This window comes from Teichococcus deserti (genome assembly GCF_001982615.1).
Lineage (GTDB): Bacteria > Pseudomonadota > Alphaproteobacteria > Acetobacterales > Acetobacteraceae > Pseudoroseomonas > Pseudoroseomonas deserti.
Genome location: NZ_MLCO01000059.1, coordinates 1 through 22,016, shown reverse-complemented (window position 1 = coordinate 22,016; position 22,016 = coordinate 1). Strand labels below are relative to the sequence as shown.

Sequence of the window (22,016 nt, the reverse complement as noted above, 5' to 3'; positions counted from 1 at the left end):
GCGATGCCCGCCCGGCGACGGCGTCGCCGGGCGAAGGCACGCGATCACTCGACCGGGCGGATCAGCACCAGCTGGAAGCTCGCGGTCTCGCCGCCGAGCTGCCTGGCGCGCAGATAGGCCGGGCGCGGCTGCGGCTCGACCGCCAGGCGCGAGGCCAGGCCGCCATCGGCATCGTCGTTCTCGGCGATCACCTCGCCATCGGCGTCCAGCATCTCCAGCACCGTGTCGGCGCCCTCCGACAGCGAGAAGGTCAGCGCCATCGACAGCCGCCCGTCATTCGGCAGGGCGATGACGGCGGGCTGGTCGCCCTCCAGCCGCACCGAGACGGCCTCGCCGATCTGCAGCGTCGGGCGGCGCGCCGCCTCCTCGATGCTGCCGACGGTGCCGCCGGCGGCGGCGCCGCTGCCCGTGCCGCGGCCGCCCGTGGCGCGCAGCACCAGGTCGAAGCGGCCGCCCTGGCCGTTCAGGGTGCCGGCGCGGACGAAGGCCGGGCGGCGGCCGGCACGGCTGGTGCTGATGCGCGAGGCCAGGCCCTGGCCGCCGTCGTCATCCTCGGCCAGCACCGCGCCATCCTCGTCGAGCAGATAGAGCACGGTGTCGGCGTCGCGGCCCAGGTTGCGCGTCTCGAGGACGAAGCTGCCCTCGGCCGGCAGGGCGAAGACGGCGCTCTGCCGCCGGCCGAGATCGAGCGACATCGTCCCCGGCGCCAGGACGCCGCGGTCGCGCGCGGCCTGCAGCGTGGTCGGGAAATCCGGCGGCGGCTGCGGCGCCTCGCGCACCAGCACCAGGTCGAACTCGCCGGCGGTGCGGTCGAGCGTGCCGACGCGGAGCGTCACCGCCCCCTCCGGCGGGTCGTTCAGCGGCAGCTCGGAGGCGAAGCCGCCGCCGCCATCATCGTCCTCGAGCAGCACGCGGCCCTCGGCATCGAGGAGCGCGAGCACGGTGTCGGTGCCGCCGCGCAGGTTGCGGGTGACGGCGACCAGCCCGCTGCGGTCGGCGGGCAGCGCGAAATAGGCGGTCTGGTTGCGGCGCAGGCGCAGATGGCGGGTGTTGCCGGGCTCCAGCGGCGGGGCGGAGGTCGCCATCTCCTGGCTGGTCGGGAAGTCGGGCGGGGTCTGCGGCGCGTTGCGGCGCAGGGTGATGTCGAAGCTGCCGGGCTGGTTGTCCAGCGTGCCGGCGCGGATCACGGCGACGCGGCTGTCGGCGCTGACCTCCAGGCTGGAGGAGAGATCGTCGCCGCCGCCATCATCATCCTCGATCAGCTTGCGGCCGCGTGCGTCGAGCCCGGCCAGCACGGTGTCGGTGCTGCGCCCGAGCCGGCTGGTGGTGACGGTGTAGTCGCCGCCCGCTTCGGGGGCGACGCGGAAATAGGCCGCCTGGCCGCGCGACAGCCGGACGCAGAGCCGCTGGTCGGGGCTGAGCGGCTGGACGCGCGCGGCGGCTTCCGGGCTGGTGGCAATCTCGGCCGCCTGGCCATTCGGGCAGGCGGCGTTGTTCGGCCGCACCACGCTGCCGCCCGCGCCGCCGCCGCCGCCGCTTTTCGGCGGGCCGCTCTCGGCCGCCGCCGGCGGCGGGGTCGGCGTCGCGCGAGGCTGCGCGCCCGCCGTGCCCGCCTGCAGCAGCCCGGCCAGCAGCGCCGCCGCCGGCAGCGCCTGCCATGCCCTCAACCGTCCGATCCGCGCCATCGCGCCTGCCCTCCGCAGCTTTATCGCAAGCAGCTAGACCACGGCCTGGAAGGCGGCAATCTGCGGGCGGATCACGTTCCTGATGGCAAGGATGACGTGGGCGTCACGAAGATTCGCCGCGCAGCGCGTCGCGCAGCAGCCGCAGCGCTGCATCGGCAAAGCGCTGCATATTGGCGGCGCGGTCGCCCTGCCCCGTCTCCAGCGTCGCCACCCGCGCCCTGCGGCCGGCCACCGCCAGACAGGCATGGCCGGCGGCATCGCCGTAGCGGTTGCCGGCCGGCCCGGTCGCGCCGGTCTCGGCAAGACCCCAGTCGGCGTCGAGGCGGAGGCGAACCCGCTGCGCCAGCAGCGCCGCATAGGGCTCGGTGGAGGGGCGCATGCCGGCCATGTCGGCCGCGGTGATGCCGAGCAGGCCTTCGCGCGCCGCGGCGGTGTAGATCACCCCGCCCCCCAGGAAGAAGGCCGAGGCGCCCGGCAGCGCCAGCAACCGCGCCGCGATCAGCCCGCCGGCCGAGCTCTCGGCGACCGCCAGCTTCTCGCCGCGGGCCGCCAGCAGCGCGGCGACATCCTGCTCGATCATTCGTCATCCCTCCGCAAAGTTCAAGAAACCGTTATATTTTGGCCATGGAAAGAATATCACAAGACGGTCATGGATCAGGGAAATAAAGCACCCCGCCTGTTCCACCTGTTCTTGCCGATCTATAAGGCGGCAACTGGCCGTCTGCACCCCCCGCAGCCCGGCGCCGAAGAACGAGGAACCCCCCGCCATGTCGCTGCGCACTCCCCTGCTCGCCGCCGCCCTGCTGGCCGTCGCCGTCCCGGCCTTCGCCCAGGCGCCGGCGGCCCAGGCGCCCGCCGGCCCGACGCCCGAGCAGCTGAAGACCATCTACGAGGCCGCGCGCAACCAGCAGGGCGTCTTCGAATACTGCCAGGCGGCCGGCCATATCGAGGCCAGCACCGTGGCGCTGCAGACCCGCATCATGGCCAACCTGCCGAAGCCGCAGGACACCAGCGGCGGCGAGGCGGCCTATGCCCGCGGCAAGGCCGGCGCCATCGTGGTCGGGCCGCAATCGGTGACGCTGGCGGAGGCCGCCAAGGGGCAGAACAGCACCGAGGCCGCGCTGTGCCAGCGCATGGGCGATTCCGTGAAGCAGGCCGGCGCCTCGCTGCCGCCGCAGTAAGCGGCCGGAAGCCGGACAGCGAAAAGGCCGGCGGGGGTGACCCCGCCGGCCTTTCCTGCGTCAGCCCGGACGGCTCAGCCGGGGCCGCCGATCCGCTTCGGCACCGCCTGCTTGTCGCGCAGCGCCGCCAGCCGGTCGGAGACGCTCAGCGCCGGGCCGCCGCCGCCGCTGGCCGCCTGCAGGGCGGCGGCGATGTTGGGGTCATCCTGCTCGGGGCGCGTCGGCGCCAGCAGCTTCGCCTTGCTGTTGGCCGCCTCGGCCTCGGCCAGGTTGCGCGCCGCGGTGTCCTGCATCGCCTTCAGCGCGACGCTGAGGCCGCTGGTGGCACCCGTCAGCCCGGCGGCCTGGCGCGCGGCCTCGGCACGGCGGTCGGCGGCATCGCGCTGCTGCTCGGCCCGCGTCATGTCGCGCTGGGCGCGGGTCAGCTCGGCGCGCGCCGTCTTCAGCTTGGCACCGGCCTGGTTGTAGGTGTCGGTCAGCATGGCGACGAATTCTTCCGCCTCGACCGCGTCGCGCTTCTCGCGCTCCAGCTCCGGCGCCATTTCCTCCAGCATGCCGACCAGCGTGCCGAGCGAGCGCTCGAGCTCCGCCTTCCGCCCGGCATCCGTCTCAGCGGCGGCGCGGTTCTGCAGCTGCTCGGCCGCCGCCAGGCGCTGCTCGGACAGCTTCTGGATGGCCTCGGCCTCACGCCGCTCCTTCTCGAAGACCTGGCGCGCCTCGGCGACCTGCAGGCCGAGCTGGTCGAGATGCTGCTCCATGGTGCGCAGCTCGGCTTCTGTCGCCGATTTCGGGTCCCAGCGGACGATCGCCTCGACGGCGGAGTTGACGGCCTGGTCGGTCTTCACGCCCACCAGGTTGCGGATGAAGGCCAGCATGGCGTTGTTCCTTGTGCTCGAAAGATCAGCCGGCCATGGCGCCGGCGTTCAGCAGGGCGACGGCCAGTTGCAGCCCGGCCAACAGCCAGGCGGCGGCCAGGTTGCCCTCCTCGATCATCTGCCGCAGGCCGCGGATCAGGAGGGAGGCCGCCAGGAAGACCAGCAGCTGCAGCACCAGCGCCACCAGCCCCCAGACGACGATGTCCAGCGTGACGCGGCTGGTCGCCAGCGTCGCCGCCAGCGGGATGGCCAACGCCACCAGGCTGGCGCCCAGCACGACGCCGGCCGCCGCATTGCCCTGGCGGACCAGCCGCATCTCATGGAAGGGCGTGATCGCCATGTAGAGCGCGACGCCCAGCGCCAGCAGCGCCAGCGTCACCGCGAATTGCAGCACCAGCACGGGCAGTCCGGCCCGCAGGGTCTCGAAGATGACGTCCATGGCGCGTTGCGTCCTTCAGGCCAGCGACAGCGAGGCGGGGTTGAGGTCGAGGCCGGCGCGGATTTCCACCCAGGCGTCCTGCCCGTCCTCGATGGCCGAGACCAGGATGTATTCGGTGGCCGGCGCCGGCGCCGGGCTGCCGGTGGGGCGGCCATAGAGCATGCTCTGGTTGCGGATGCTGCGGCGGCCCTGGGTGGTCTCCACCTCTTCCGGCATATCGCGCGGCGCGACCTTCGCGGCGCCGGGCGCCCAGATCCGCTGATAGACCTGCCCGTCCTTGGTCTGGAATTCCGGCCAGCCGATCATGCCCTCGCGCGGGTCGAGCCAGGCTTCCCACTCGGCCTCGTCGGCCGGGGTGACCTCGTCGAGCAGGGCGAAGAAGCGGCATTCGTCCGGCGCATTGCCGGCGCCCAGATGCAGCTGGATCATCCCCTGCTCCTCCGGCAGGTAGAGCCGCACGATCGACCCCTGTCCGGTCCCGCCGATCCGCCCGATCGCCTCGACGCTCAGCGCGCCCGCCCCCGAGGGCGGCGGCGCCAGATGGGTGGCGCCGGCGGCCAGGATGAAGGGGGTGGGGTCGATGCTGACCGGCATGCCCAGGCGGAACTGCGACGGGGCATAGGCCTCGCCCGACATCTTGTGGCGCAGGATATTGCCGGCGCTCTGCAGCGGGCTGGCATTGCCCGAGGGGCCAGAGGACATGGTGGGCGGCTCCGGACGGCGGCGGCGCCAGGCCAGCACGGCGAGCACCGCGCCGCCGGCCAGCAGCACCAGGATGACGGTGACGGCGCCGATGCCGCCTTCCTCCTCCTCGCCGGCATCGGCGGTGGAGGGGGTGCGGGCATCCAGCGCCTCCTGCCCGGTCGCGACCGCCAGCGGCACGTCGGGGGGCAGGAAATCGGCGTTGCGCGGCTGGTCGCGGCGGCTGTCCAGCGCCGTGTCGAGCTCGGTCAGGCGCGAGCGGATCTCGGGATCGGAGGCCGCCCGCTGCTCGGCGGTCTGGCGGAACTGCTGGTAGCCGGGATCGGCCTGGTGGTGGTGGAAGAAGTCGGCATGGCCCGGGCTGGACAGCGTGCTGAACAGGAACCACAGGAAGGCCGCGTCCCAGATGCCGAAGCGGCGCGGCCCGCCCAGCATGCCGGCCGGCGGCGCCCAGCCACGATCGCGGTACCAGCCGCCATAGCCACCCGGGGCATAGCCGCCGCCCGAGGAATAGCCGCCGGAATACGACCCGCCCGAGGAAGACCGCCCCGTGCTGCGCGACGAGCCGCTGCCCCACCACCCGCCGCCGCTGCCGGCCGTGCTGCCGGAGGTCGTGGCGGGAGTGTCGCGGCGGCGCTGCTCGGCGGCGTCGCGCTCGCGCAGGCGGCGCAGCGCATCGCCCGACTGGCTGCGGCTGTAGCTGCGGTCGCCGGCCGAGCGGTCGCGATAGCTCGGGCTGGTGCTGGGAGTGCGGCTGGAGCCGGAGGACGGCCGCGCGTAGCCGCCCGAGGAACTTCGGCTGCTGCTGCCGCTGCTGTAGCTGCGCGACGTGCTGGGCGAGCGCGAATAGCCGCCGGAGGAGCGCGGGCGCGCCTCGGCCTCGGCGATCAGCTGCCGGGGCGCCAGATAGGAAGCCGGGGGGATGCCCGCCTGACCGGCGATCGCCAGGCCGGCGATGATCAAAGGCACGGCCAGGCGTTTGCGCATGGGGCTCCCGGTGGCACTTCCCGGTGGGACTGGGCGGGGTCGACTGGTCGCTGGGTCGGCTCCAGCGGCAGCGCAGGTCTCAGGCGGTCACGGCAGAGAGCATAGGCGCGGCCGCCGCCCGCGGCCAGGGAGCCCCCAGGTCACAAGCCGGCTACCAGCCGGCCAGCGCCACCCCTTCCGCCCGGGCCAGGAAGGCCGAGATGTCCGTCTGCGACAGGGGGCGGCTGAACAGATACCCCTGGGCATAGCGGCAGCCCTCGGCCTCGACGGTGGCGGCCTGGTCGGCGGTCTCGACGCCCTCGGCGGTGATCGTCATGTCGAAGCTGCGGCCGAGGCCGACGATGGCGCGCAGGATGGCCAGCGACTGCGCCCGCCCGGGCAGGTCGGCGACGAAGGAACGGTCGATCTTGATCTTGTCGAAGGGGAAGCGCTGCAGATAGCTCAGCGAGGAATAGCCGGTGCCGAAATCATCCATGGCGATGCCGATGCCCATGGCGCGCAGCGCGTGCAGCGTCTCCAGCGCCAGGGCATCCTCGTGCAGCAGCACGCTTTCGGTGATCTCGAGCTCCAGCCGGCTGGCGGGCAGGCCGGTCTCCTCCAGCGCGGCGGCGACCGCCTCGACCAGGCCCGGGCCGGTGAACTGCGCGGGCGAGAGGTTGACCGCGACGCTGATGCTGTCGGGCCAGTCCAGCGCGGCGACACAGGCCTGGCGCAGCACCCAGCGGCCCAGCGGCACGATCAGCCCGGTCTCCTCGGCGACGGGCACGAAGTCCGCCGGCGAGACCGGGCCGCGGCCGGGGCGGAACCAGCGCAGCAGCGCCTCGCAGGCGACGATGCGGCGCTCGCCCAGCGCCACCACCGGCTGGAAGGCCAGCGAGAACTCGCCGTTCTCCAGCGCCTCGCGCAGGTCGTGGCGCAAGGCCCGCCTGCTCTGCAGGCGCTGCGTCATCTCGGGCGCGAAGAAGCGGTAGAGCCCCGGCCCCTCGGTCTTGGCGCTGTAGAGCGCCATGTCGGCCTGCTTGATCAGCGCATCCGCCTCGGGCGCCGCTCCCTGGGTCACCGGCAGGGCGATGCCGATGCTGGCGCCGACGCGCAGCCGCTGGCCCTCGATCAGATAGGGCTCGCTGACGGCGTCGATGATGCGGACGGCCAGTCCCCCGATCGCCTCGCGCGGGCCGGCGCCGCGCAGCAGCAGGCCGAACTCGTCGCCGCCGAGGCGGGCGATGCAGGCGCTGTCCTGGGCGACGCGGCGCAGGCGATCCGCCGCCTGCTGCAGCAGCTGGTCGCCGCCCAGATGGCCGAGTGCGTCGTTGACATCCTTGAAGTTGTCGAGGTCGAGGAAGAGCAGCGCGCAACCGGCCGAGCCCTCGCGCAGGGCGCGGCCGATCTCCTCCTGGAAGAAGCCGCGGTTGGCGAGGCCGGTCAGCCCGTCATGCCGCGCCATATGGGCGATGCGCTGCTCGCTGCGGCGCTGCTCGGCCTCGGCGCGGCGGCGCTCGCTGACGTCGCGGAAGAACAGCGTCAGCCCCTCGCCCGAGGGATAGGCATGCACCTCCAGCCAGGCGTCCAGCGAGGGCAGGTATTCCTCGAAGGTGGTCGGCCCCGGCTGCGCCATGGCGCGCTGCAGCTGGCGCGCGAAGGATGGGTCGCCGGGCGTCGCCAGCATCATCCAGGCGCTGGCGCCCAGCGCCGGCCCGCGCCGCGCGAACCAGGCCTCCGCCCGCCCGTTGACATAGGTGAAGATCCAGTCGCGGTCGAGCACGGCGACGCAGTCGGAGGTGGTCTCCAGCACGTCCGCGAGGCGGGCGGCCGAAGCCTCCTGCTGCTCGCGCGCCTGCTTCTCCTCGGTGATGTCGCGCGAGATCCACAGCAGGCGATAGGGCAGCCCGTCGGCGCCGGCGATCGGGCAGATCGAGATCTCCCACCATTTCGCCCGGCCGCGCGCGGTCGGGCAATGAATGGTGAACTGCACGCTCTCGCCGCGGGCGGCGACATGGGCGCCCTGCTGCACCGCGGCGACATAGTCAGCCGGCAGGGCCTGGCGCCAGCCGAAGCCTTCCACCGTCTCGGCCGTGTCGAGATCGAACAGCGCCAGCCCCGGGCCGTTCATGAAGATCAGATAGCCCGAGAGGTCGAGCACCTTGATGCAGACCGGGCTGCTCTCCAGCACGCTGCGCGCCAGCTCGTCGCTCTTGCGCAGCGCCTCGCGCACCGCCTTGGCCTCGTCGACATCCTCGACGGTGCCGTACCAGCGGATGATGCGACCTTCCGCATCGTGGCGGGCGGCGGCGCGGACGCGGTACCAGGTGTATTCGCCGGTGGCATTGGACAGGCGGTATTCCAGATCGACCGGGGTCCCGGCGCGCAGCGCGATGCCCCATTCGCGCAGGGTGGGCGCCACGTCGTCCGGATGCAGCGCGCGCAGCCAGCCGTCGCCCAGCGTCTCCTCCAGCCGCATGCCGATCAGCGCCGGCCAGCGTGGCCCGACCGACAGGATCATGCCGTCCGGATCGGCGGTCCAGGGCATCTGCGGGCTGAGCTCGATGGTGTAGCGGTAGTTCTCGTCGCTCTCGCGCAGCGCCGCCAGGCTGCGGCCATGCTCGACCAGGGTGGAGAGGCCGAGTGCCAGCTCCTCCAGCGGCGCCAGGTCGATGCCCTCCGGATCGCGCGGCGCCAGATCGAGGATGCAAAGGCTGCCCACCGGCAGGCCGGTTGCGTCGCGCAGCGGAACGGCGGCGTAGAAGCGGAAATGCGGCGGCCCCTGCACCATCGGGTGGTCGGCGAAGCGCGGATCGGCCAGGGTGTCGGGCACCAGCATGGGCTGGCCGGGGCGCAGGATGGCATGGGCGCAGAAGCTGAGGTCGCGCGGCATGCTGCTGCCCTGCGGCAGGCCGACCGCGGCCTTGAACCATTGCCGGTCGCGGTCGACCAGCGAGACCAGGGCATAGGGCACGCCATAGATGCGGCTGGCCAGCCGGGCGAAGGCGTCGAAGCGCGGATCCGGGGGGGTGTCGAGCAGCTCGCAGGCGCCGAGGGCGCGCAGCCTGGCTTCCTCGTTCTCCGGAATCGGCGCCGCCGCCATCAACAGCCTCTCCATCGAGGCTGCCGGTCGCGCCCCGCTGCGATCATGCGCCCATCCCCTTTCGCGGTCGTTTCCATGACAGCTACCAGTGCAAGCGGAGCCACGCGCAAGAGTTGCATGAACCGGTTGCACCGCCCGTTCTCCGGGCCGCTTTTTCTCGCAAGCCTCGTGCCGCCGCAACCGCGACCTGCGCCGTCAGCCCGTCCTGGAGCCCGTTTCGGCGGCTCAACACGCAGTGGTGAAAGCCTGCTTGACCGGCCGCGGCAAAGGGCGCGAAGCTTGCCCCATGACCGCCCGCGGAAGCCCTGCCAAGCGTCGCCAAAGCGTCCCGGAGCCTAACGGGAACGAGCGCGAGGGCCGCCTGGCAGTGTTCCGCCCTGCGTCGCGGGCCAGGCCGGCTCGCTGGCCCTGACCTCCGCGGCGGCCACGGGCCTGCGTCAGCCCCCGCGATGCGTGTCGCGGGGTTTTTTTTGAGCCTCATCAGGAGACCCGGCATGGCCAGCGAGGCCGCCCTGCTCGTGCAGCAACAGCTTGACGCCTACAATGCCCGCGACCTTGGCCCCTATATGCGCTGCTGGAGCGAGGATTGCGCCTATTGGGAGCTGCCCGACCAGGCGCTGCCGGACGATGCCGCGGCGCTGCGCGCCCGCCAGTCGGGGCGCTTCCGCGAGCCCGACCTGCACAACCGGCTGAAGCGCCGGGTCGAGCTGCCGGCCGCAGCCGCCAACGACCATGGCCTGGTGATCGACCACGAGACCATGACCCGCACCTATCCGGACGGCCGCGGCACGGTCGAGGTCTATGCCATCTACGAGCTGGCGCGCGGCCGCATTTCCCGCGCCTGGCTGTGCCTGGGCACGCCGCAGCTGGCCGGCTGAGGCGCGGCCCGCGCGCCGCGCCGCGGCCGCCGCGCCGATTCCCGTGACATCCGACCGCAACCTTTGCCGCTGCCGCGCGCTTGCCCCCCCGGAGGGTGGCCGGCGCCGGCCGTCCTGCGGCGGCCTCGCCGCCCGGATCGGGAGGGCAAGTCTTGCAAGAACCGCGCGACCTTCGGCTTGCAGCTTGCGAAAACGTCATCGCGCCCGCGCTTGGCCGCACCCCCCGCTTCGACCAGCATCGCCAGACATCCCCAACCGCGAGGAGTGGGCCCATGCGGATATTCGTCACGACGGCAGCGTTGCTTGGCCTGGCCAGCGGCGCGGCCCTTGCCCAGGGTGCCGCCGGCACCGCCGCGGCGCCCGAGCCGGTGACCCAGGTCAGCACGGTCGCCGACCTGGCCGCCATCTGCGATCCCGCCGCCGGCAGCCCGCTGCGGCTGGAATCGATCGCCTACTGCCAGGGCTTCATCACCGCCGCCGGGCAGTATCATGCGGCGCTGAACCCGCCGGGTTCGGCGGTCAGCCGGCCGCTGTTCTGCGTGCCGACGCCGGCGCCGACCGTCGCGCAGACCGGCCTGGGCTTCGCCGCCTGGGCGCGCGCCAACCCGGCGCACAATGCCGAGCCGGCGCTGGACGGGCTGCTGCGCTACGCCCAGGCGACCTATGCCTGCCCGCCGCAGGCGGCCGCCCAGCCGGCCCGCCGCGCCGCCCGCCCCGCGACCACGCCGCGCTGAGAGGAGACGCCATCATGATCCGTTCCGCGCGCATCGCGCTGCCGCTGATCGCGGCCCTGTCGCTCGGCGCCTGCGCCGACATGAACCCGCAGGCCCGCAACGTCGTCGGCGGCACCGCCGGCGGCGCCGCCCTTGGCGGCATCATCGGCTCCTTCAGCGGCAATGCCGGCTTCGGCGCCCTGCTCGGCGCCGGCGCGGGTGCCGGCGCCGGCTATCTCTACGACCAGTCGCAGCGCAATTCCTACGGCGGCTACGGCCCCGAGCCGCGTGGCCGCGGCGGTCGCGGCGGCTACGGCCGCTACTGATCGAGGCCAATGGCGGCCGGGCCCTGGCCCGGCCGCAGCACCCGGCGCAACCCGGCCAGCAGCCGTGGATGCCGCGCCAGCCAGGCCTGCAGCGGCGCCAGCAGCCGCCAGCTGGTCGATTGCAGGATTTCCGGGCTCGCCCGCGTCGCCTGTTCTGCCGCCGCCTCGGCCGCGCGTAGATGAAGCGCTGCTTCGCCTGTCGCGTCGCGGGCGTCGCGCCGGGCGAGGGCGATCCCGGCCGACAGCTGGTCGCGCCGCGAACAGCGCAGGACATGCGCCAGCCAAAGCTCCATCGCCCGGCGCATGCGCGCGTCGCCGTGGTCGCGCAGCAAGATCGCCGTCCAGGGCGGCGGCTGCGCCAGCGCCTCGGGGCAGGCCGGCTGGTCGTGGTTGAGCTGCTCGAAGATCCGCCCCTGGTCGTCATAGCCGGGCCAGCTGACCTCGAGAAACTCGTTGGGCAGGCGGTCGCGGCAGCGGTGCGCCGGCAGCGCCAGGCCCTGCCCCGCCGCCAGCTGCGCGAAGCGATCCTCGGGCGGCGCGGTCAGCAGCACGCTGTTGTGGATGTCGAGCGGCAGGTCGAAGTCGGGCAGGAGGCGGTGCGGCAGCAGTTCCATCGCGCGCTGGCTGCGCACCGGATCCCTCGGCAGGCAGGGCGCGACTTGGCGGATCTGCCAGCTGTCGCTGCGCAGCGCCGGATCGTCGGTCAGGCAGAGGAAGGGCAGCGTCGAGCGGGCCGCCGCCGGCTGCTCGGTGAGGCGCTCATAGCCGCCGGTCAGCAGGGTGTAGACGCAGCGGCGCGGCCCGCCAGGGCCGGCATCGGGAATGGCCATGCCCCGGCTGTGTCATGCCGCCCGCGTCACGACCGGTGACGCCGCCGCGAGCGGCCCGGCGTCACCCTGCCTTCAGCGCCTTCAGCGCCGAGGCCCAGATCTCCCGCGTCGCGGCGATGTCGTCGGCATCATGCGCGCAGGAGACATAGTACTTGCTGTCGCCCTTCAGGATGCCGCGCTGGCGCAGCAATGTGTTGAACCGCTTCATCAGCGCCGCGTCGGCGTTCAGCGTGCCGCGGTAGTCGACGACCGGCTCGGCCGCGAAGACCACATCGAAAAGCGGCGGCTCGCCGAGGATCTGCGCGGCAAAGCCGGCGCGCTGGATCTCTTCCGACAGGCTCGCCATCAGCTGGCGGCCGGTCGCGAACAGCGCGTCATAGCTGCCCGGGCGGCGCAGCACGGCCAGCGTCGCCAGCCCCGCCGCCGCGGCCACCGGATTGCCCGAGAGCGTGCCGATCTGCGGCAGGAATCTGTCCTCGCCGGCCGTCGCCCGGTCGAACAGCGCCATGATCTCGGCGCGGCCGGCGATGGCAGCGAGCGGGAAGCCGCCGCCGCAGATCTTTCCCAGCGTGCAAAGGTCGGGAGTGACGCCATAATATTCCTGCGCGCCGCCATAGGCGAAGCGGAAGCCGGTGACGACCTCGTCGAAGATCAGCGGAATGCCAAGCCGTGCGGTGACATCGCGCAGGCCCTGCAGGAAGCCGGGGATGGGCGGGATCAGCCGCTGGAACGGCTCGACGATAACGCCGCCGAGCTCCTCCGCATGGCGCTCGATCAGTGCGGTCGCGGCGGCCAGGTCGTTGAACGGGGCGACGATCACCTCCTCGACCACGCTGGCTGGGATGCCGGGAGAATCCGGGATCGGCCGCGCCGAGTTGCCCGGCCGCTTCGGCGCCAGGCTCATCAGGGCATAGTCGCTCATGCCGTGATAGCCGCCCTCGAACTTCAGGATCTTTTCGCGGCCGCGGAAGGCGCGGGCCAGGCGCATGGCGTAGAGATCGGCCTCGGTGCCGCTGGAGAGGAAGCGCACCTGCTCGGCGCAGGGCACGGCGTCCACGATGGCCTCGGCCAGCAGGATGCCGCGGCGGTTGTTGCCGAAGAAGGTGGTGCCCAGCGGGATCTGCGCCTGCGCCGCCGCGGTCACCTCGGGATGCGCATGGCCCAGCAGCATCGGGCCGGAGCCCAGCAGGTAGTCGATATACTCGCGCCCATCCTCGTCCCAGACATGGCCGCCGGCGCCGCGCGCCAGCACCACGTCGCCGGCGAGATTGCCGAAGCTGCCGCCCGGCAGCACGCGGCGCGCGGTCTCGAGCAGCGCCTCCTGCCCCGTGGCGGCGGCCGTCGTCGCGGCGGCGCTGGCGGAAGCGGTCATGCCCGATATCCCCTGTTCTCACGAAACCGCCGGAAGGCTGCGACAGGCGGCACGGGGGCGCAAGCCGGTTTCACGCCGCTCGGCACTATAGCAGCGCAGCGCTGAACCCTTGCGAACACGTTTTTCCGCGCCGGGTGCTGTGCCGCAGAAAGCGGATTGCCCCCGGCGCCGAATGGGTCTGGCATGTGGGGCCGAGCCGCAGGGGAGAGACCGCGTGACCGATACCGAGCTGGCCTGGATGCCCGCGACCAAGCTGGCGGCGCTGATCCGGCAGAAGCAAGTCTCGCCGCTGGAGGTGACGACGGCGGTGCTGGCCCAGGCCGAGGCCGCCGAGCCGCGGATCAACGCCCTGGCGCATCTGGCCGCCGAGGCGGCGCTCGCCGCCGCCCGCCGCGCCGAGCAGGCGGTGATGCGCGGCGACAGGCTTGGCCCGCTGCATGGCGTGACGGCGACGCTGAAGGATCTGACGCCGACCGCGGACATGCCGATGCAGAGCGGCTCGCAGATCTTCGCCGGCCACCGTCCGACCGAGGACGCGCCGGTCGCGACGCGGCTGGTCGAGGCCGGGGCGATCGTCATCGGCAAGACCACCACCTCGGAATTCGGCTGGACCGGGGTCAGCCGCAGCCCGCTGACCGGGATCACCAGCAATCCCTGGAAGGCCGGCTACAATGCCGGCGCGAGCTCGGCCGGCGCCGGGGCCGCGGCGGCCGCCGGCTACGGCCCGTTGCACCAGGGCAGCGACGGGGCGGGCTCGATCCGCATGCCGGCGCATTTCTGCGGCATCTACGGGCTGAAGCCCAGTTTCGGCCGGGTGCCCTACTACCCGCCCTCGGTCGGCGACCTGACTTCGCATATCGGGCCGATGACGCGGCATGTGGCGGATGCGGCGCTGATGCTGCAGGTCATGGCCGGGCCGCACCCCTGGGACTTCACCAGCGCCGAGGCGCCGCCCGCCGATTATCCGGGGCTGCTGCATCAGAAGCCGATGGGGGGCAAGACGCTGCGGATCGGCTGGAGCGCCGATCTGGGCCATGCCCGGGTCGACCCGGATGTCGCGGCGATCAGCCTGGAGGCCGCGCGCGCCCTGGCCGCGGCGTTGGGCAGCGAGCTGGAGCCGGTCGCGACCCCCTGGGGCCCGACAGGCGTCGAGATCGGCCGCTTCTTCTGGTCGGCGCATATGTCGCGCTGGCTGCCGGAGCTGGACAAATGGGAAAGCCGGATGGATCCAGGCCTGGTCGCCTGCATCCGCGACGGCGCTCCGGTCAGCGCCGGCGACTACCAGCGGATGCGGACCAGGAAATACGCCTATGTCACCGAGATCCACCGCTTCATGGCGGGGTTGGATCTCCTGGTGACGCCGGCGGTCTCGGTCGCCGCCTTCCCGGCCAAGGATCTGCAGCCGGCGCATTGGCCGCAGCACCCTTGGGACTGGCTGCGCTGGGCTGAGTTTTCCTATCCGTTCAACATGTCGGGCCATCCGGCGGCCAGCCTGCCGGCGGGCTTCACCGGGGAAGGCCTGCCGGTCGGGCTGCAGATCGTCGGCCAGCGCTTCGACGATCTTTCTGTCCTTCAGGCCTCGGCGGCGTTCGAGCAGGCGCGGCCCTGGGCCGGGCTGCGTCCGCCTTTGGCCTAGCGTGTGGCGCCGTAGACGCCGAGATGCACGTCCACCGTGGCGAGCAGCGGCGTCTCCAGCCCGAAGCCGCGGGCGCGGGCGAGCAGGTCGCCGATGATCTGCGCGCCCTCGATCGGCTGGCCTTTCGCCAGGTCGCGATACATCGACGAGGTCTGGGTCGAGGCCGGGTCGGTAAAGCCCGCCGCCAGCCGCTGCATCAGCGCGGTGGCCGGCGGATGGCCCGAGGCGGCGGCGACGCTGGCGATCTCCTGCAGCAGGCTGGCGGCGAAGGCGCCGCCGCCGGGGACGGAATTCACCGCGCCGACAGGGCCGCGCATCAGGCAGGTGATGCCGCCGAGCGTCGCCAGCATCACCCATTTGTCCCACATGTCCTGCAGGATGGTGGTCGACGCCCGGGCGGCGAAGCCGGCGCCCTGCAGCGCCGCGTCCAGCCTTTCCACCCGCGGCGACAGCCTGCCATCCTGCTCGCCATAGGATAGCTCCTGCAGCGCGGCGAGCTGGCGGATCCGGCCTTCGGCGTCGAGCTCGGTGGCCACCTTGCAGACGCCGCCCAGCACGGCCGTCCCGTATCTCTCTGTCAGCGTTTCGAGATGGCGCATCCCGTTCAGGATCGGCACCAGCACCGTCTCCGGACCGACGGCGGGCGCCAGATCGGTCATGGCGCCCTCCAGCGCATAGGCCTTCACGCTGAGCAGCACGGCGTCATAGGGGCCCGCGAGGTCCCCCGTTTCGACGATCTGTGGCTGCAGGGTCAGGTCGCCATGCGACGGGCTGAGGATCTGCAGGCCGCCGGCGCGCAGCTGCGCCGCCCGTCCGGGCCGCACCAGGAAGCTGACGTCGCGCCCGGCCGCCGCCAGCCGCCCGCCGAAATAGCCGCCGGTGGCCCCGGCACCGACGATCAGGATGCGCATCCCCTGCCCCTTTTCCGCTTGGTTCCGCGGATTATGGGCATATGCCCGCAATCGTCAATCGGGCCCTGAGCGTGGCGGCTCGCGGCGGGATCGCCGAAAAGCCCCGATCGCGCGATCAAGCCAGGATCAGGGGATGCCGATCAGCTTGTGGGTCTGCAGCGACAGCCGCCATTGCGGGTGGGCCAGGCAGTAGCGGACAGCGGCCTCGGTATTGGCCAGCCGGTCCGGCCCGTCCATCGGCTGCAGGTAGAAATGGCGGAAGGCCAGGTGCTGCACCGCCTCGGGCATCAGCGCCGGCTGCGGAAAGACCAGCTTCAGCTCCGACCCGCCGGCGACGGTCAGCGCCGCGCCGGCTTTGGGGCTGACGCAGAGCCAGTCGATGCCGGGCGGCGGGACGAAGGTGCCGTTGCTCTCCACCGCGATCTCGAAGCCGCGCTCATGCATGGCGGCGATCAGGGCCGCGTCCAGCTGCAGCAGCGGCTCGCCGCCGGTGAAGACCACGTAGCGATGCGCATCCCCGCCCGGCCAGGCGGTCAGCACCGCCTCGGCCAGGGCCTCGGCATCGGCGAAGCGGCCGCCGCCCTCGCCATCCGTGCCGATGAAGTCGGTGTCGCAGAACTGGCAGACCGCCTTGGCGCGGTCCTGCTCCCGCCCCGACCACAGGTTGCAGCCGGTGAACCGACAGAAGACCGAGGGACGGCCGGCCTGCGCGCCCTCGCCCTGCAACGTCGCGAAGATTTCTTTCACGGCATAGCTCATGCGGCGGCGCCCAGGTCGTTGATGCTGGCATCGGCGCGGTGCCACCAGGCATCGGCCGGCAAGCCCTCCGGCAGGAACGCCGCCGGGTCGCCGTCGAAGGTGACGCTGTTGGTCGGCGTCTCCTCGATCCGGATCGAGGCGCAGCGCAGCACGCCCCCATCGGCCGCCAGGAAGGCGGAAATCTTCGTCATCATCAGGCAGGCCAGCATTTCCGTGGTCGGGTCGCCCGGGGTGACCAGCAGCCGGGCGGCGCGCGTCGGCTCGTGCTGGCGGAACCAGCCCAGCAGAGGATCGGCCGCATTGACCTGGAAGGCATGGTCGACGGCATCGTCGATCCAGCCATGCCAGCGCGCCTTGGCCCGCTCGAAGGGCTCGACCATGTTGGCGGCGCCGTCCAGGCGTTGCGGCTGTGTCGCCGTCAGTCGGACGGTGACCGTCTCGTTATGGCCATGCGGCAGGGCGCATTTTTCCGACAGGCCCGCGGTCAGGCGATGCGCCATGGAGAAGCGGCGGGAGAAGACGAGGCCGAACATGCGGCCGGCCTTAGACCAGACGGCTCGCGCTGGGAAGCGCCGCGCGTCAGGCATGCCGGCCGGGGATACCAGGTCGGGGATATCACGCGGGGCGGGCTTGCCGCAGGCCGGAATTGATGCCCTCCTGGCCGCAAGGGGCCATCACCCCAGGCCCAGCAAGAACGACATGGAGACCGCCGCATGACCACCGCCGCCCCGCCCCGCTGGCGCTCGCTGATGTTCGTCCCCGCCCATGTCGAGCGCTTCGTCGCCAAGGCGCATCTGCGCGGCGCGGATGCCGTGATCCTGGACCTGGAGGATGCCGTGCCGGCCGCCGAGAAGCCGGCGGCGCGGGCGACGCTGGCGGGTTCCATCGCCTCGATCACCAGCAACGGCACCGCGGCGATGGTGCGGGTCAATCACGGACTGCTGGAGCTGGCGCGCGACCTGGAGGCGGCGGTGATGCCGGGCCTGGCCGCGCTGGTGGTGCCGAAGGTCGAGGATGCCGGCTATATCCGCGAGATCGCCGATGCGCTGGCAACCCTCGAGATCGCCCGCGGCCTGCCGGTCGGCGGCATCCGCCTGGTGCTGCAGATCGAGACGCCGGTCGCGCTGTTCTCGCTGCCCGCCATCGCCGCCAGCCATCCGCGCGTCGCGGCGATGACGCTGGGGCCGGAAGACTATTCGGCCGCCATGGGCGGCGTGCCGGAGGCCGATGTGCTGTTCACGCCGAACTATGCCGTGCTGGCCGCGGCGCGGGCGGCGGGCGTGCTGCCGCTGGGCTTCGTCGGCAGCATCGGTGCCTATGACGACATCGAGGCCTTTTCCGAGACGATCCGCCGCGCCCGGCGCATGGGGTTCCGCGGCGCGCTGGTGGTGCACCCGTCCCAGGTCGCCGTGCTGAACGACGCCTTCTCGCCCTCGGCTGCCGAGATCGACTGGGCCCGCCGCGTCCGCGAAGGCGACATCGCCGCCCGTGCCGAGGGCCGCGGCGCCTTCCAGCTCGACGGCCGCATGGTCGACGCGCCGGTGGTGCGGCGCGCCGACGAAATCCTGGCGATGGCCGGGGGCTGATCAGGATGACGACCCTCGCCAAGCCGGATCGACGCCCATGCTGATCAGGAACGGTGCCGCGGTGCTGCATGCCCGGGTGGATGGTCCGGCCGATGGCGTGCCCCTGCTGCTGCTGCACGGGCTGGCCGGCGACCTGCGCATGTGGGACCCGCAGGCCGAGGCACTGTCGGCCCAGTATCGCGTCATCCGCTTCGACCTGCGCGGCCAGGGGCTGAGCGAAGGCGGCGTCGCGGGCGTGACGCTGGCCGACCTCGCCGATGACGCGGTCGCCGTGCTGGACGCCCTCAGCGTCGCGTCCGCGCATGTCGGCGGCATCTCGCTCGGCGGCCGGGTGGCATTGGAACTCGCCGCGCGCGCCCCGGCGCGGGTGCTGTCGCTGATGCCCTGCAACACCGCCATCACCTTCGGCGCGCCCGAGGCCTGGGACCAGCGCATCGCCCGCGCCCTGGAATCCGGCATGGAGGCCAATGCCGATGCCGCCCTGTCCCGCTGGGTGGAGGATGTCGCCTCCCCCGGCTCGCGCGCGCTGCGGCGGATGATCGTCACCGGCCCGGTCGACGGCTATGTCGCCGGCGCCGGCATCCTGCGCGACGCCCGTGCCGACAGCATTGCCGGAAAGATCACCGCGCGCACCACGGTGATCTTCGGCGAGGCCGATGTGGCGACGCCGCTGCGGGATTCGCAGGCCATCCGCGACGCCATCCCCGGCGCGGCGCTGGTCACCATCCCCCGCGCCGCGCATGTGCCCAACTTCGAATTTGCCGAGGAACTGACCGCGGCGATGCGGGCGCATCTCGCCGGCTAGGGAAGTTCCCTGACGACGCGGCCGGATTTCATGACGAAGTCCGGCCGCCGCACCACGGCGATGTCGCGCCGCGGGTCGCCGGGCAGCGCGACCAGATCGGCCTCATAGCCCACGGCCAGCCGCCCGATCCGGTCGGACAGGCCCAGCAGAGAAGAACCTTCGGTGATGCAGGCGGTCAGCGCCTGGTCGGGGGTCATGCCGGCCTCGACCAGCAATTCCATCTCCACCGCGCTGGGGCCGAGCGGCGTCGCCGGCGGGCCGACGAAATCCGTTCCCGCCGCGATCCGCACGCCTGCGCGCAGGGCCTGCTGCAGCGCCTCCCGTTGCGCCGCGCGATGCCGGCGCCAGCCGGCCGCGGCGTGGGGCGCCGCCGTCTCGGCCCGCAGCGCCGGCAGCGCCAGGGTCGGCACCAGCACGGCGCCGCTGTCGGCGATCCTTTTCGCCAGCTCGGCCGAGATCCCATGGCCGTGCTCGATGCTGTCGACGCCGCAGTCGAGGGCCTGGCGCACGGCGGCCTCGCCGATGGCATGACTGGCGACCTTGAGGCCGTTGCGATGCGCCTCCTCGACCACGGCGCGCAGCTCGGCATCGGTATAGGCCAGGCGGAGGCGCGCCGGGTCGTCGCCCCAGGGCCGCAGCGTGTCGGTGTGCTCGCCGACCGAGCCGCCGACCTTGATGAAATCGGCGCCCTGGCGGATGCGCTCCCGCACCCGGCGGCGGCATTCGTCCGGGCCGTCGGCATACATGCCGAGCGTTTCCACCCAGGCCTGCGGGAAGGCCGCATGGTCCCAGGTGCCGGCGCGCGAGCAGATGAACTCGCCGGCGGCGACGATATGCGGGCCGGGCACCACCCCCTCCCGCACCGCCCGCGCCAGCGAGGGGCCCAGCGGCCCGCCCAGGCAGCGGACGGCGGTGATGCCGGCCTGCAGCATTCTTTCAAGATCGCCGACAGCCCGGGCGGCACGGTAGGCGGGTGTCCAGTTCCAGAGCGCAGAGGGATCGGACAGATCGAGGCCCCAGAGATGCAGATGCGCGTCGATGAAGCCGGGTGTCAGGAAGCGGGCGCCGAGATCGCTGACCACTGCGCCCTCGGGCCGCGGACGGGTGCCCTGGCGGCCGATCCAGGCGATGCGGCCGGCCTCGACATGCAGCTCCGGCTGGTCGAGCACGGCGCCCCCCTCGCCGGTCCAGGCGGCGGCGGCGAGCAGGATGTGTGTCGGTTCAGGCATTGGCGCTTCCTTCCTCGCGGCGGCCATCGTTTTTCCGATGGTCAGAACTACCCGGTTCGTTCATAGAGTCAGACCAGAAAGCCGCGCCCCCATCAAGGCAGCGCCAGGAGGAAAACCATGTCCATCACCCGCCGCCAGGCCGTCCTCGGCGCGCTCGGGTTCGGCGCCGCTGTTGCCGGCCGCCCTGCCCTGGCCCAGGGCCCGGCCTACCCGACCCGCACCGTCACCGTGATCGTGCCCTTCGCCCCCGGTGGCTCGACCGATTTCGTGGCGCGGCTGCTGTCGCAGCAGCTCTCGGCGCAATTCGGCCAGCAGTTCGTCGTCGACAACCGCGCGGGCGCCAGCGGCACGGTGGGCCAGGCGATCCTGGCCCGTGCCCGGCCGGACGGCTACACCCTGGCCGTGGTGCCGAACGGCACCTTCGCCATGGCGCCCTTCATGTTCGAGCGCCTGCCCTATGACAACGCGACCGCCTTCGCGCCGATCGGCATGCTGGCGACCAATGCCATGTTCATCTGCGTCAATCCCTCCGGCCCCTACAAGACGCTGGCCGACCTGCTGCAAGCGGCGCGCGAGAAGCCGGGCACCATCAGCTACGGCTCGGCCGGCTCGGGCGTCGCCAACCACCTGGGCGTCGAGCTGATGCTCGACATGTCCAACACCAGCATGCTGCATGTTCCCTATCGCAGCGGCGCCCAGGGCGTGCAGGCGGTGCTGGCCAAGGAGGTTGCCCTCTCCTTCGTCGATTCCGTCACCGCGGTGCCCTATCTGCGCTCCGGCGAGCTGCGGGCGCTCGCCGTGACCAGCGCGGAGCGCAGCAAGGAAGCCCCCGACGTCCCGACCGTCGCGGAATCGGGTCTCACCGGCTACCGCGCCTCAACCGATTTCGGGCTTTTCGCGCCCGCCGGCACGCCCGAGCCCATCGTCGCCCAGCTGGCAAGTGCGGCCCGCCGCATCATGCTGTCCGCCGAGGTGCGCGAGAAGCTGGCGCCGCTTTCTATCGACCCGGTCGGCGGCACGCCGGAGGAGTTCCGCCCCTATGCGGCGCAGGAAATGGAGAAGTGGGGCGCGCTGATCCGAAAGCGCAACATCAAGCCCGAGTGACGATCGAAGGGGCGCTGGCCTGGCGCCCCTTGCGCAACCTTGGCCGGCGCCGCGGAGTTTTCCTGCCATGGAGAACCGGACCCGTCGCCGCCTGCTGGCCCCCCTGCTGATCCTGCCGCTGCTGGCCGGTGCCCTGCCGGCCCAGGCGCAGAACCCGCAGGACGTGATCAACCAGCTGCTGGGCGGCGCGCTCGGCGGCGGCAACAACGACGAGGCGCAGCGCCGCGCCTATGAGGCCGGCCGTCGCGACCAGGCCGAGGCCGAGCGCCGCCGCGACGAGCATCGTCGCGCACGCTGGGAGGACGGCCGCCGCCGCGAGGAATGGCGCCGCCACCGCTGGGAACAGGAGCATCAGCGCCGCGAGGTGATGGAGCAGCGCCGCCGCGTCGAAGAGGATCGACGCCGCATCGAGGCCGATCGCCGGCGGATCGCCGCGGAACGCTGGCGGTGAGCGCAGGCCTCGGCCCCCTGGTCATTGCCGGCGCTGGCCTGACCGCCCTGCTGCTGCCCACCGGACTCTGGGCGCTGGGCCTGCTGAGCTAGTCGCGCCGGGCCTGGAAGAAGGTATTCTGGCCGCGGACGAAGCCGGCGGCCTCGTAGAACAGGATGGTTCCGTCCCGCTGCGAGCCGGTGGCCAGCATCACCTTGTAGCACTCGGCCGCCCAGGCGCGGTCGAGCGCCGCCTGCAGCACCTTACGCCCCAGCCCTTGCCGGCGATGGGCTGCGTCGGTCACCACATTCTCGACCACCGCCCAGGGCCGGGTGCCGCGGGTCAGGTTCGGCACCACGACCAGGGTGCAGGTGGCCGCGACCTGTCCCTCAAGCTCGGCCACCAGCACCGTCACCAGCCCGGACGCCTCCCCCGCCCGCAGCGCTGCCGCGGCAGCGTCGGGCGAGGGCCGCGAATCCTCCGGGT

General features: G+C 72.5%; 22 protein-coding genes. 9 read left to right on the top strand and 13 right to left on the bottom strand.

The genetic code is table 11. The features are described 5' to 3' along the window. Nucleotides 1-44 precede the first annotated feature (44 nt). Together BKE38_RS07540 and BKE38_RS07535 are read right to left on the bottom strand one after the other, a co-directional pair. The gene (locus BKE38_RS07540; RefSeq protein WP_076956736.1) at nt 45-1,667 is read right to left on the bottom strand and encodes a hypothetical protein; all 1,623 of its coding nucleotides are present in this window, start codon (nt 1,665-1,667) and stop codon (nt 45-47) included. A gap of 121 nt (nt 1,668-1,788) precedes the next feature. Continuing rightward, complete coding sequence (locus BKE38_RS07535; protein WP_076956735.1) at nt 1,789-2,265, bottom strand: CinA family protein; 477 nt, start codon at nt 2,263-2,265, stop codon at nt 1,789-1,791. 187 nt (nt 2,266-2,452) lie between these two features. On the opposite strand from BKE38_RS07535, the gene BKE38_RS07530 reads away from it, so the two are divergent. Next, entirely contained in the window at nt 2,453-2,866 is a 414-nt protein-coding gene (locus BKE38_RS07530) for a pore-forming ESAT-6 family protein (protein ID WP_076956734.1), read from the top strand. Nucleotides 2,867-2,940: 74 nt separating this feature from the next. On the opposite strand, the gene BKE38_RS07525 is transcribed toward BKE38_RS07530, so the two are convergent. The 4 genes from BKE38_RS07525 to BKE38_RS07510 all read right to left on the bottom strand — a co-directional run bounded on the left by BKE38_RS07525 (nt 2,941) and on the right by BKE38_RS07510 (nt 8,966). Beyond that, a complete protein-coding gene (locus tag BKE38_RS07525) occupies nt 2,941-3,741 on the bottom strand; it encodes a hypothetical protein (RefSeq protein ID WP_076956733.1) in 801 nt (266 codons plus the stop codon). Between the two features lie 25 nt (nt 3,742-3,766). Beyond that, on the bottom strand, nt 3,767-4,180 hold the full coding sequence (locus BKE38_RS07520; protein ID WP_076956732.1) for a DUF350 domain-containing protein: 414 nt from the start codon (nt 4,178-4,180) through the stop codon (nt 3,767-3,769). 15 nt (nt 4,181-4,195) lie between these two features. Next, nucleotides 4,196-5,869 (bottom strand): DUF2491 family protein, encoded by a 1,674-nt coding sequence (locus BKE38_RS07515; protein ID WP_083747365.1) that lies wholly within the window; start codon nt 5,867-5,869, stop codon nt 4,196-4,198. A gap of 151 nt (nt 5,870-6,020) precedes the next feature. After that, nucleotides 6,021-8,966: a bifunctional diguanylate cyclase/phosphodiesterase gene (locus BKE38_RS07510; RefSeq protein ID WP_083747364.1), complete on the bottom strand. Its 2,946-nt coding sequence runs from the start codon at nt 8,964-8,966 to the stop codon at nt 6,021-6,023. Nucleotides 8,967-9,445: 479 nt separating this feature from the next. Here BKE38_RS07510 and BKE38_RS07505 point away from each other — a divergent pair, with 479 nt between their 5' ends. The 3 genes from BKE38_RS07505 to BKE38_RS07495 all read left to right on the top strand — a co-directional run bounded on the left by BKE38_RS07505 (nt 9,446) and on the right by BKE38_RS07495 (nt 10,868). Beyond that, nucleotides 9,446-9,829, top strand: coding sequence for a nuclear transport factor 2 family protein (locus tag BKE38_RS07505; protein WP_076956730.1), 384 nt, complete (start codon nt 9,446-9,448; stop codon nt 9,827-9,829). Between the two features lie 272 nt (nt 9,830-10,101). Next, nucleotides 10,102-10,563 carry a Rap1a/Tai family immunity protein gene (locus BKE38_RS07500; protein ID WP_131829510.1) on the top strand — a complete coding sequence of 154 codons (462 nt, stop codon included), beginning with the start codon at nt 10,102-10,104 and terminating at the stop codon, nt 10,561-10,563. Between the two features lie 14 nt (nt 10,564-10,577). Next, nucleotides 10,578-10,868: a glycine zipper domain-containing protein gene (locus BKE38_RS07495; RefSeq protein WP_076956728.1), complete on the top strand. Its 291-nt coding sequence runs from the start codon at nt 10,578-10,580 to the stop codon at nt 10,866-10,868. Here the strand turns inward: BKE38_RS07495 and BKE38_RS07490 are convergent. Beyond that, nucleotides 10,862-11,698, bottom strand: coding sequence for a hypothetical protein (locus BKE38_RS07490; RefSeq protein WP_076956727.1), 837 nt, complete (start codon nt 11,696-11,698; stop codon nt 10,862-10,864). The two genes, BKE38_RS07495 and BKE38_RS07490, sit on opposite strands and share 7 nt — an antisense overlap. Nucleotides 11,699-11,759: 61 nt before the next feature. Continuing rightward, nucleotides 11,760-13,070 carry an aspartate aminotransferase family protein gene (locus tag BKE38_RS07485; RefSeq protein ID WP_083747363.1) on the bottom strand — a complete coding sequence of 437 codons (1,311 nt, stop codon included), beginning with the start codon at nt 13,068-13,070 and terminating at the stop codon, nt 11,760-11,762. Nucleotides 13,071-13,284: 214 nt separating this feature from the next. Between BKE38_RS07485 and BKE38_RS07480 the strand changes: the two genes are divergently transcribed. Beyond that, nucleotides 13,285-14,706, top strand: coding sequence for an amidase (locus BKE38_RS07480; RefSeq protein ID WP_207553523.1), 1,422 nt, complete (start codon nt 13,285-13,287; stop codon nt 14,704-14,706). Here the strand turns inward: BKE38_RS07480 and BKE38_RS07475 are convergent. From BKE38_RS07475 to BKE38_RS07465, 3 genes are all read right to left on the bottom strand, one after another. Next, entirely contained in the window at nt 14,703-15,617 is a 915-nt protein-coding gene (locus BKE38_RS07475) for a ketopantoate reductase family protein (protein ID WP_076956726.1), read from the bottom strand. The two genes, BKE38_RS07480 and BKE38_RS07475, sit on opposite strands and share 4 nt — an antisense overlap. Before the next feature lie 126 nt (nt 15,618-15,743). Then, a complete protein-coding gene (gene queE, locus BKE38_RS07470) occupies nt 15,744-16,376 on the bottom strand; it encodes a 7-carboxy-7-deazaguanine synthase (RefSeq protein ID WP_076956725.1) in 633 nt (210 codons plus the stop codon). Further along, the gene (locus BKE38_RS07465; protein WP_076956724.1) at nt 16,373-16,909 is read right to left on the bottom strand and encodes a 6-pyruvoyl trahydropterin synthase family protein; all 537 of its coding nucleotides are present in this window, start codon (nt 16,907-16,909) and stop codon (nt 16,373-16,375) included. The genes queE and BKE38_RS07465 overlap by 4 nt, the downstream gene beginning before the upstream one ends. A 180-nt stretch (nt 16,910-17,089) precedes the next feature. On the opposite strand from BKE38_RS07465, the gene BKE38_RS07460 reads away from it, so the two are divergent. Both BKE38_RS07460 and BKE38_RS07455 read left to right on the top strand, forming a co-directional pair. After that, entirely contained in the window at nt 17,090-17,962 is an 873-nt protein-coding gene (locus BKE38_RS07460) for an HpcH/HpaI aldolase/citrate lyase family protein (RefSeq protein WP_076956723.1), read from the top strand. Between the two features lie 37 nt (nt 17,963-17,999). Beyond that, nucleotides 18,000-18,767 (top strand): alpha/beta fold hydrolase, encoded by a 768-nt coding sequence (locus BKE38_RS07455; RefSeq protein WP_076956722.1) that lies wholly within the window; start codon nt 18,000-18,002, stop codon nt 18,765-18,767. On the opposite strand, the gene BKE38_RS07450 is transcribed toward BKE38_RS07455, so the two are convergent. After that, on the bottom strand, nt 18,764-19,996 hold the full coding sequence (locus tag BKE38_RS07450) for an amidohydrolase family protein (protein ID WP_076956721.1): 1,233 nt from the start codon (nt 19,994-19,996) through the stop codon (nt 18,764-18,766). The two genes, BKE38_RS07455 and BKE38_RS07450, sit on opposite strands and share 4 nt — an antisense overlap. Before the next feature lie 117 nt (nt 19,997-20,113). On the opposite strand from BKE38_RS07450, the gene BKE38_RS07445 reads away from it, so the two are divergent. Next, on the top strand, nt 20,114-21,100 hold the full coding sequence (locus BKE38_RS07445; protein ID WP_076956720.1) for a Bug family tripartite tricarboxylate transporter substrate binding protein: 987 nt from the start codon (nt 20,114-20,116) through the stop codon (nt 21,098-21,100). 67 nt (nt 21,101-21,167) lie between these two features. Further along, nucleotides 21,168-21,551, top strand: coding sequence for a hypothetical protein (locus BKE38_RS07440; RefSeq protein WP_076956719.1), 384 nt, complete (start codon nt 21,168-21,170; stop codon nt 21,549-21,551). A gap of 88 nt (nt 21,552-21,639) precedes the next feature. Here BKE38_RS07440 and BKE38_RS07435 read toward each other — a convergent pair. Further along, nucleotides 21,640-22,016, bottom strand: a 377-nt coding sequence (locus tag BKE38_RS07435; protein ID WP_076956718.1) for a GNAT family N-acetyltransferase, incomplete at its 5' end; no start/stop codon positions are given.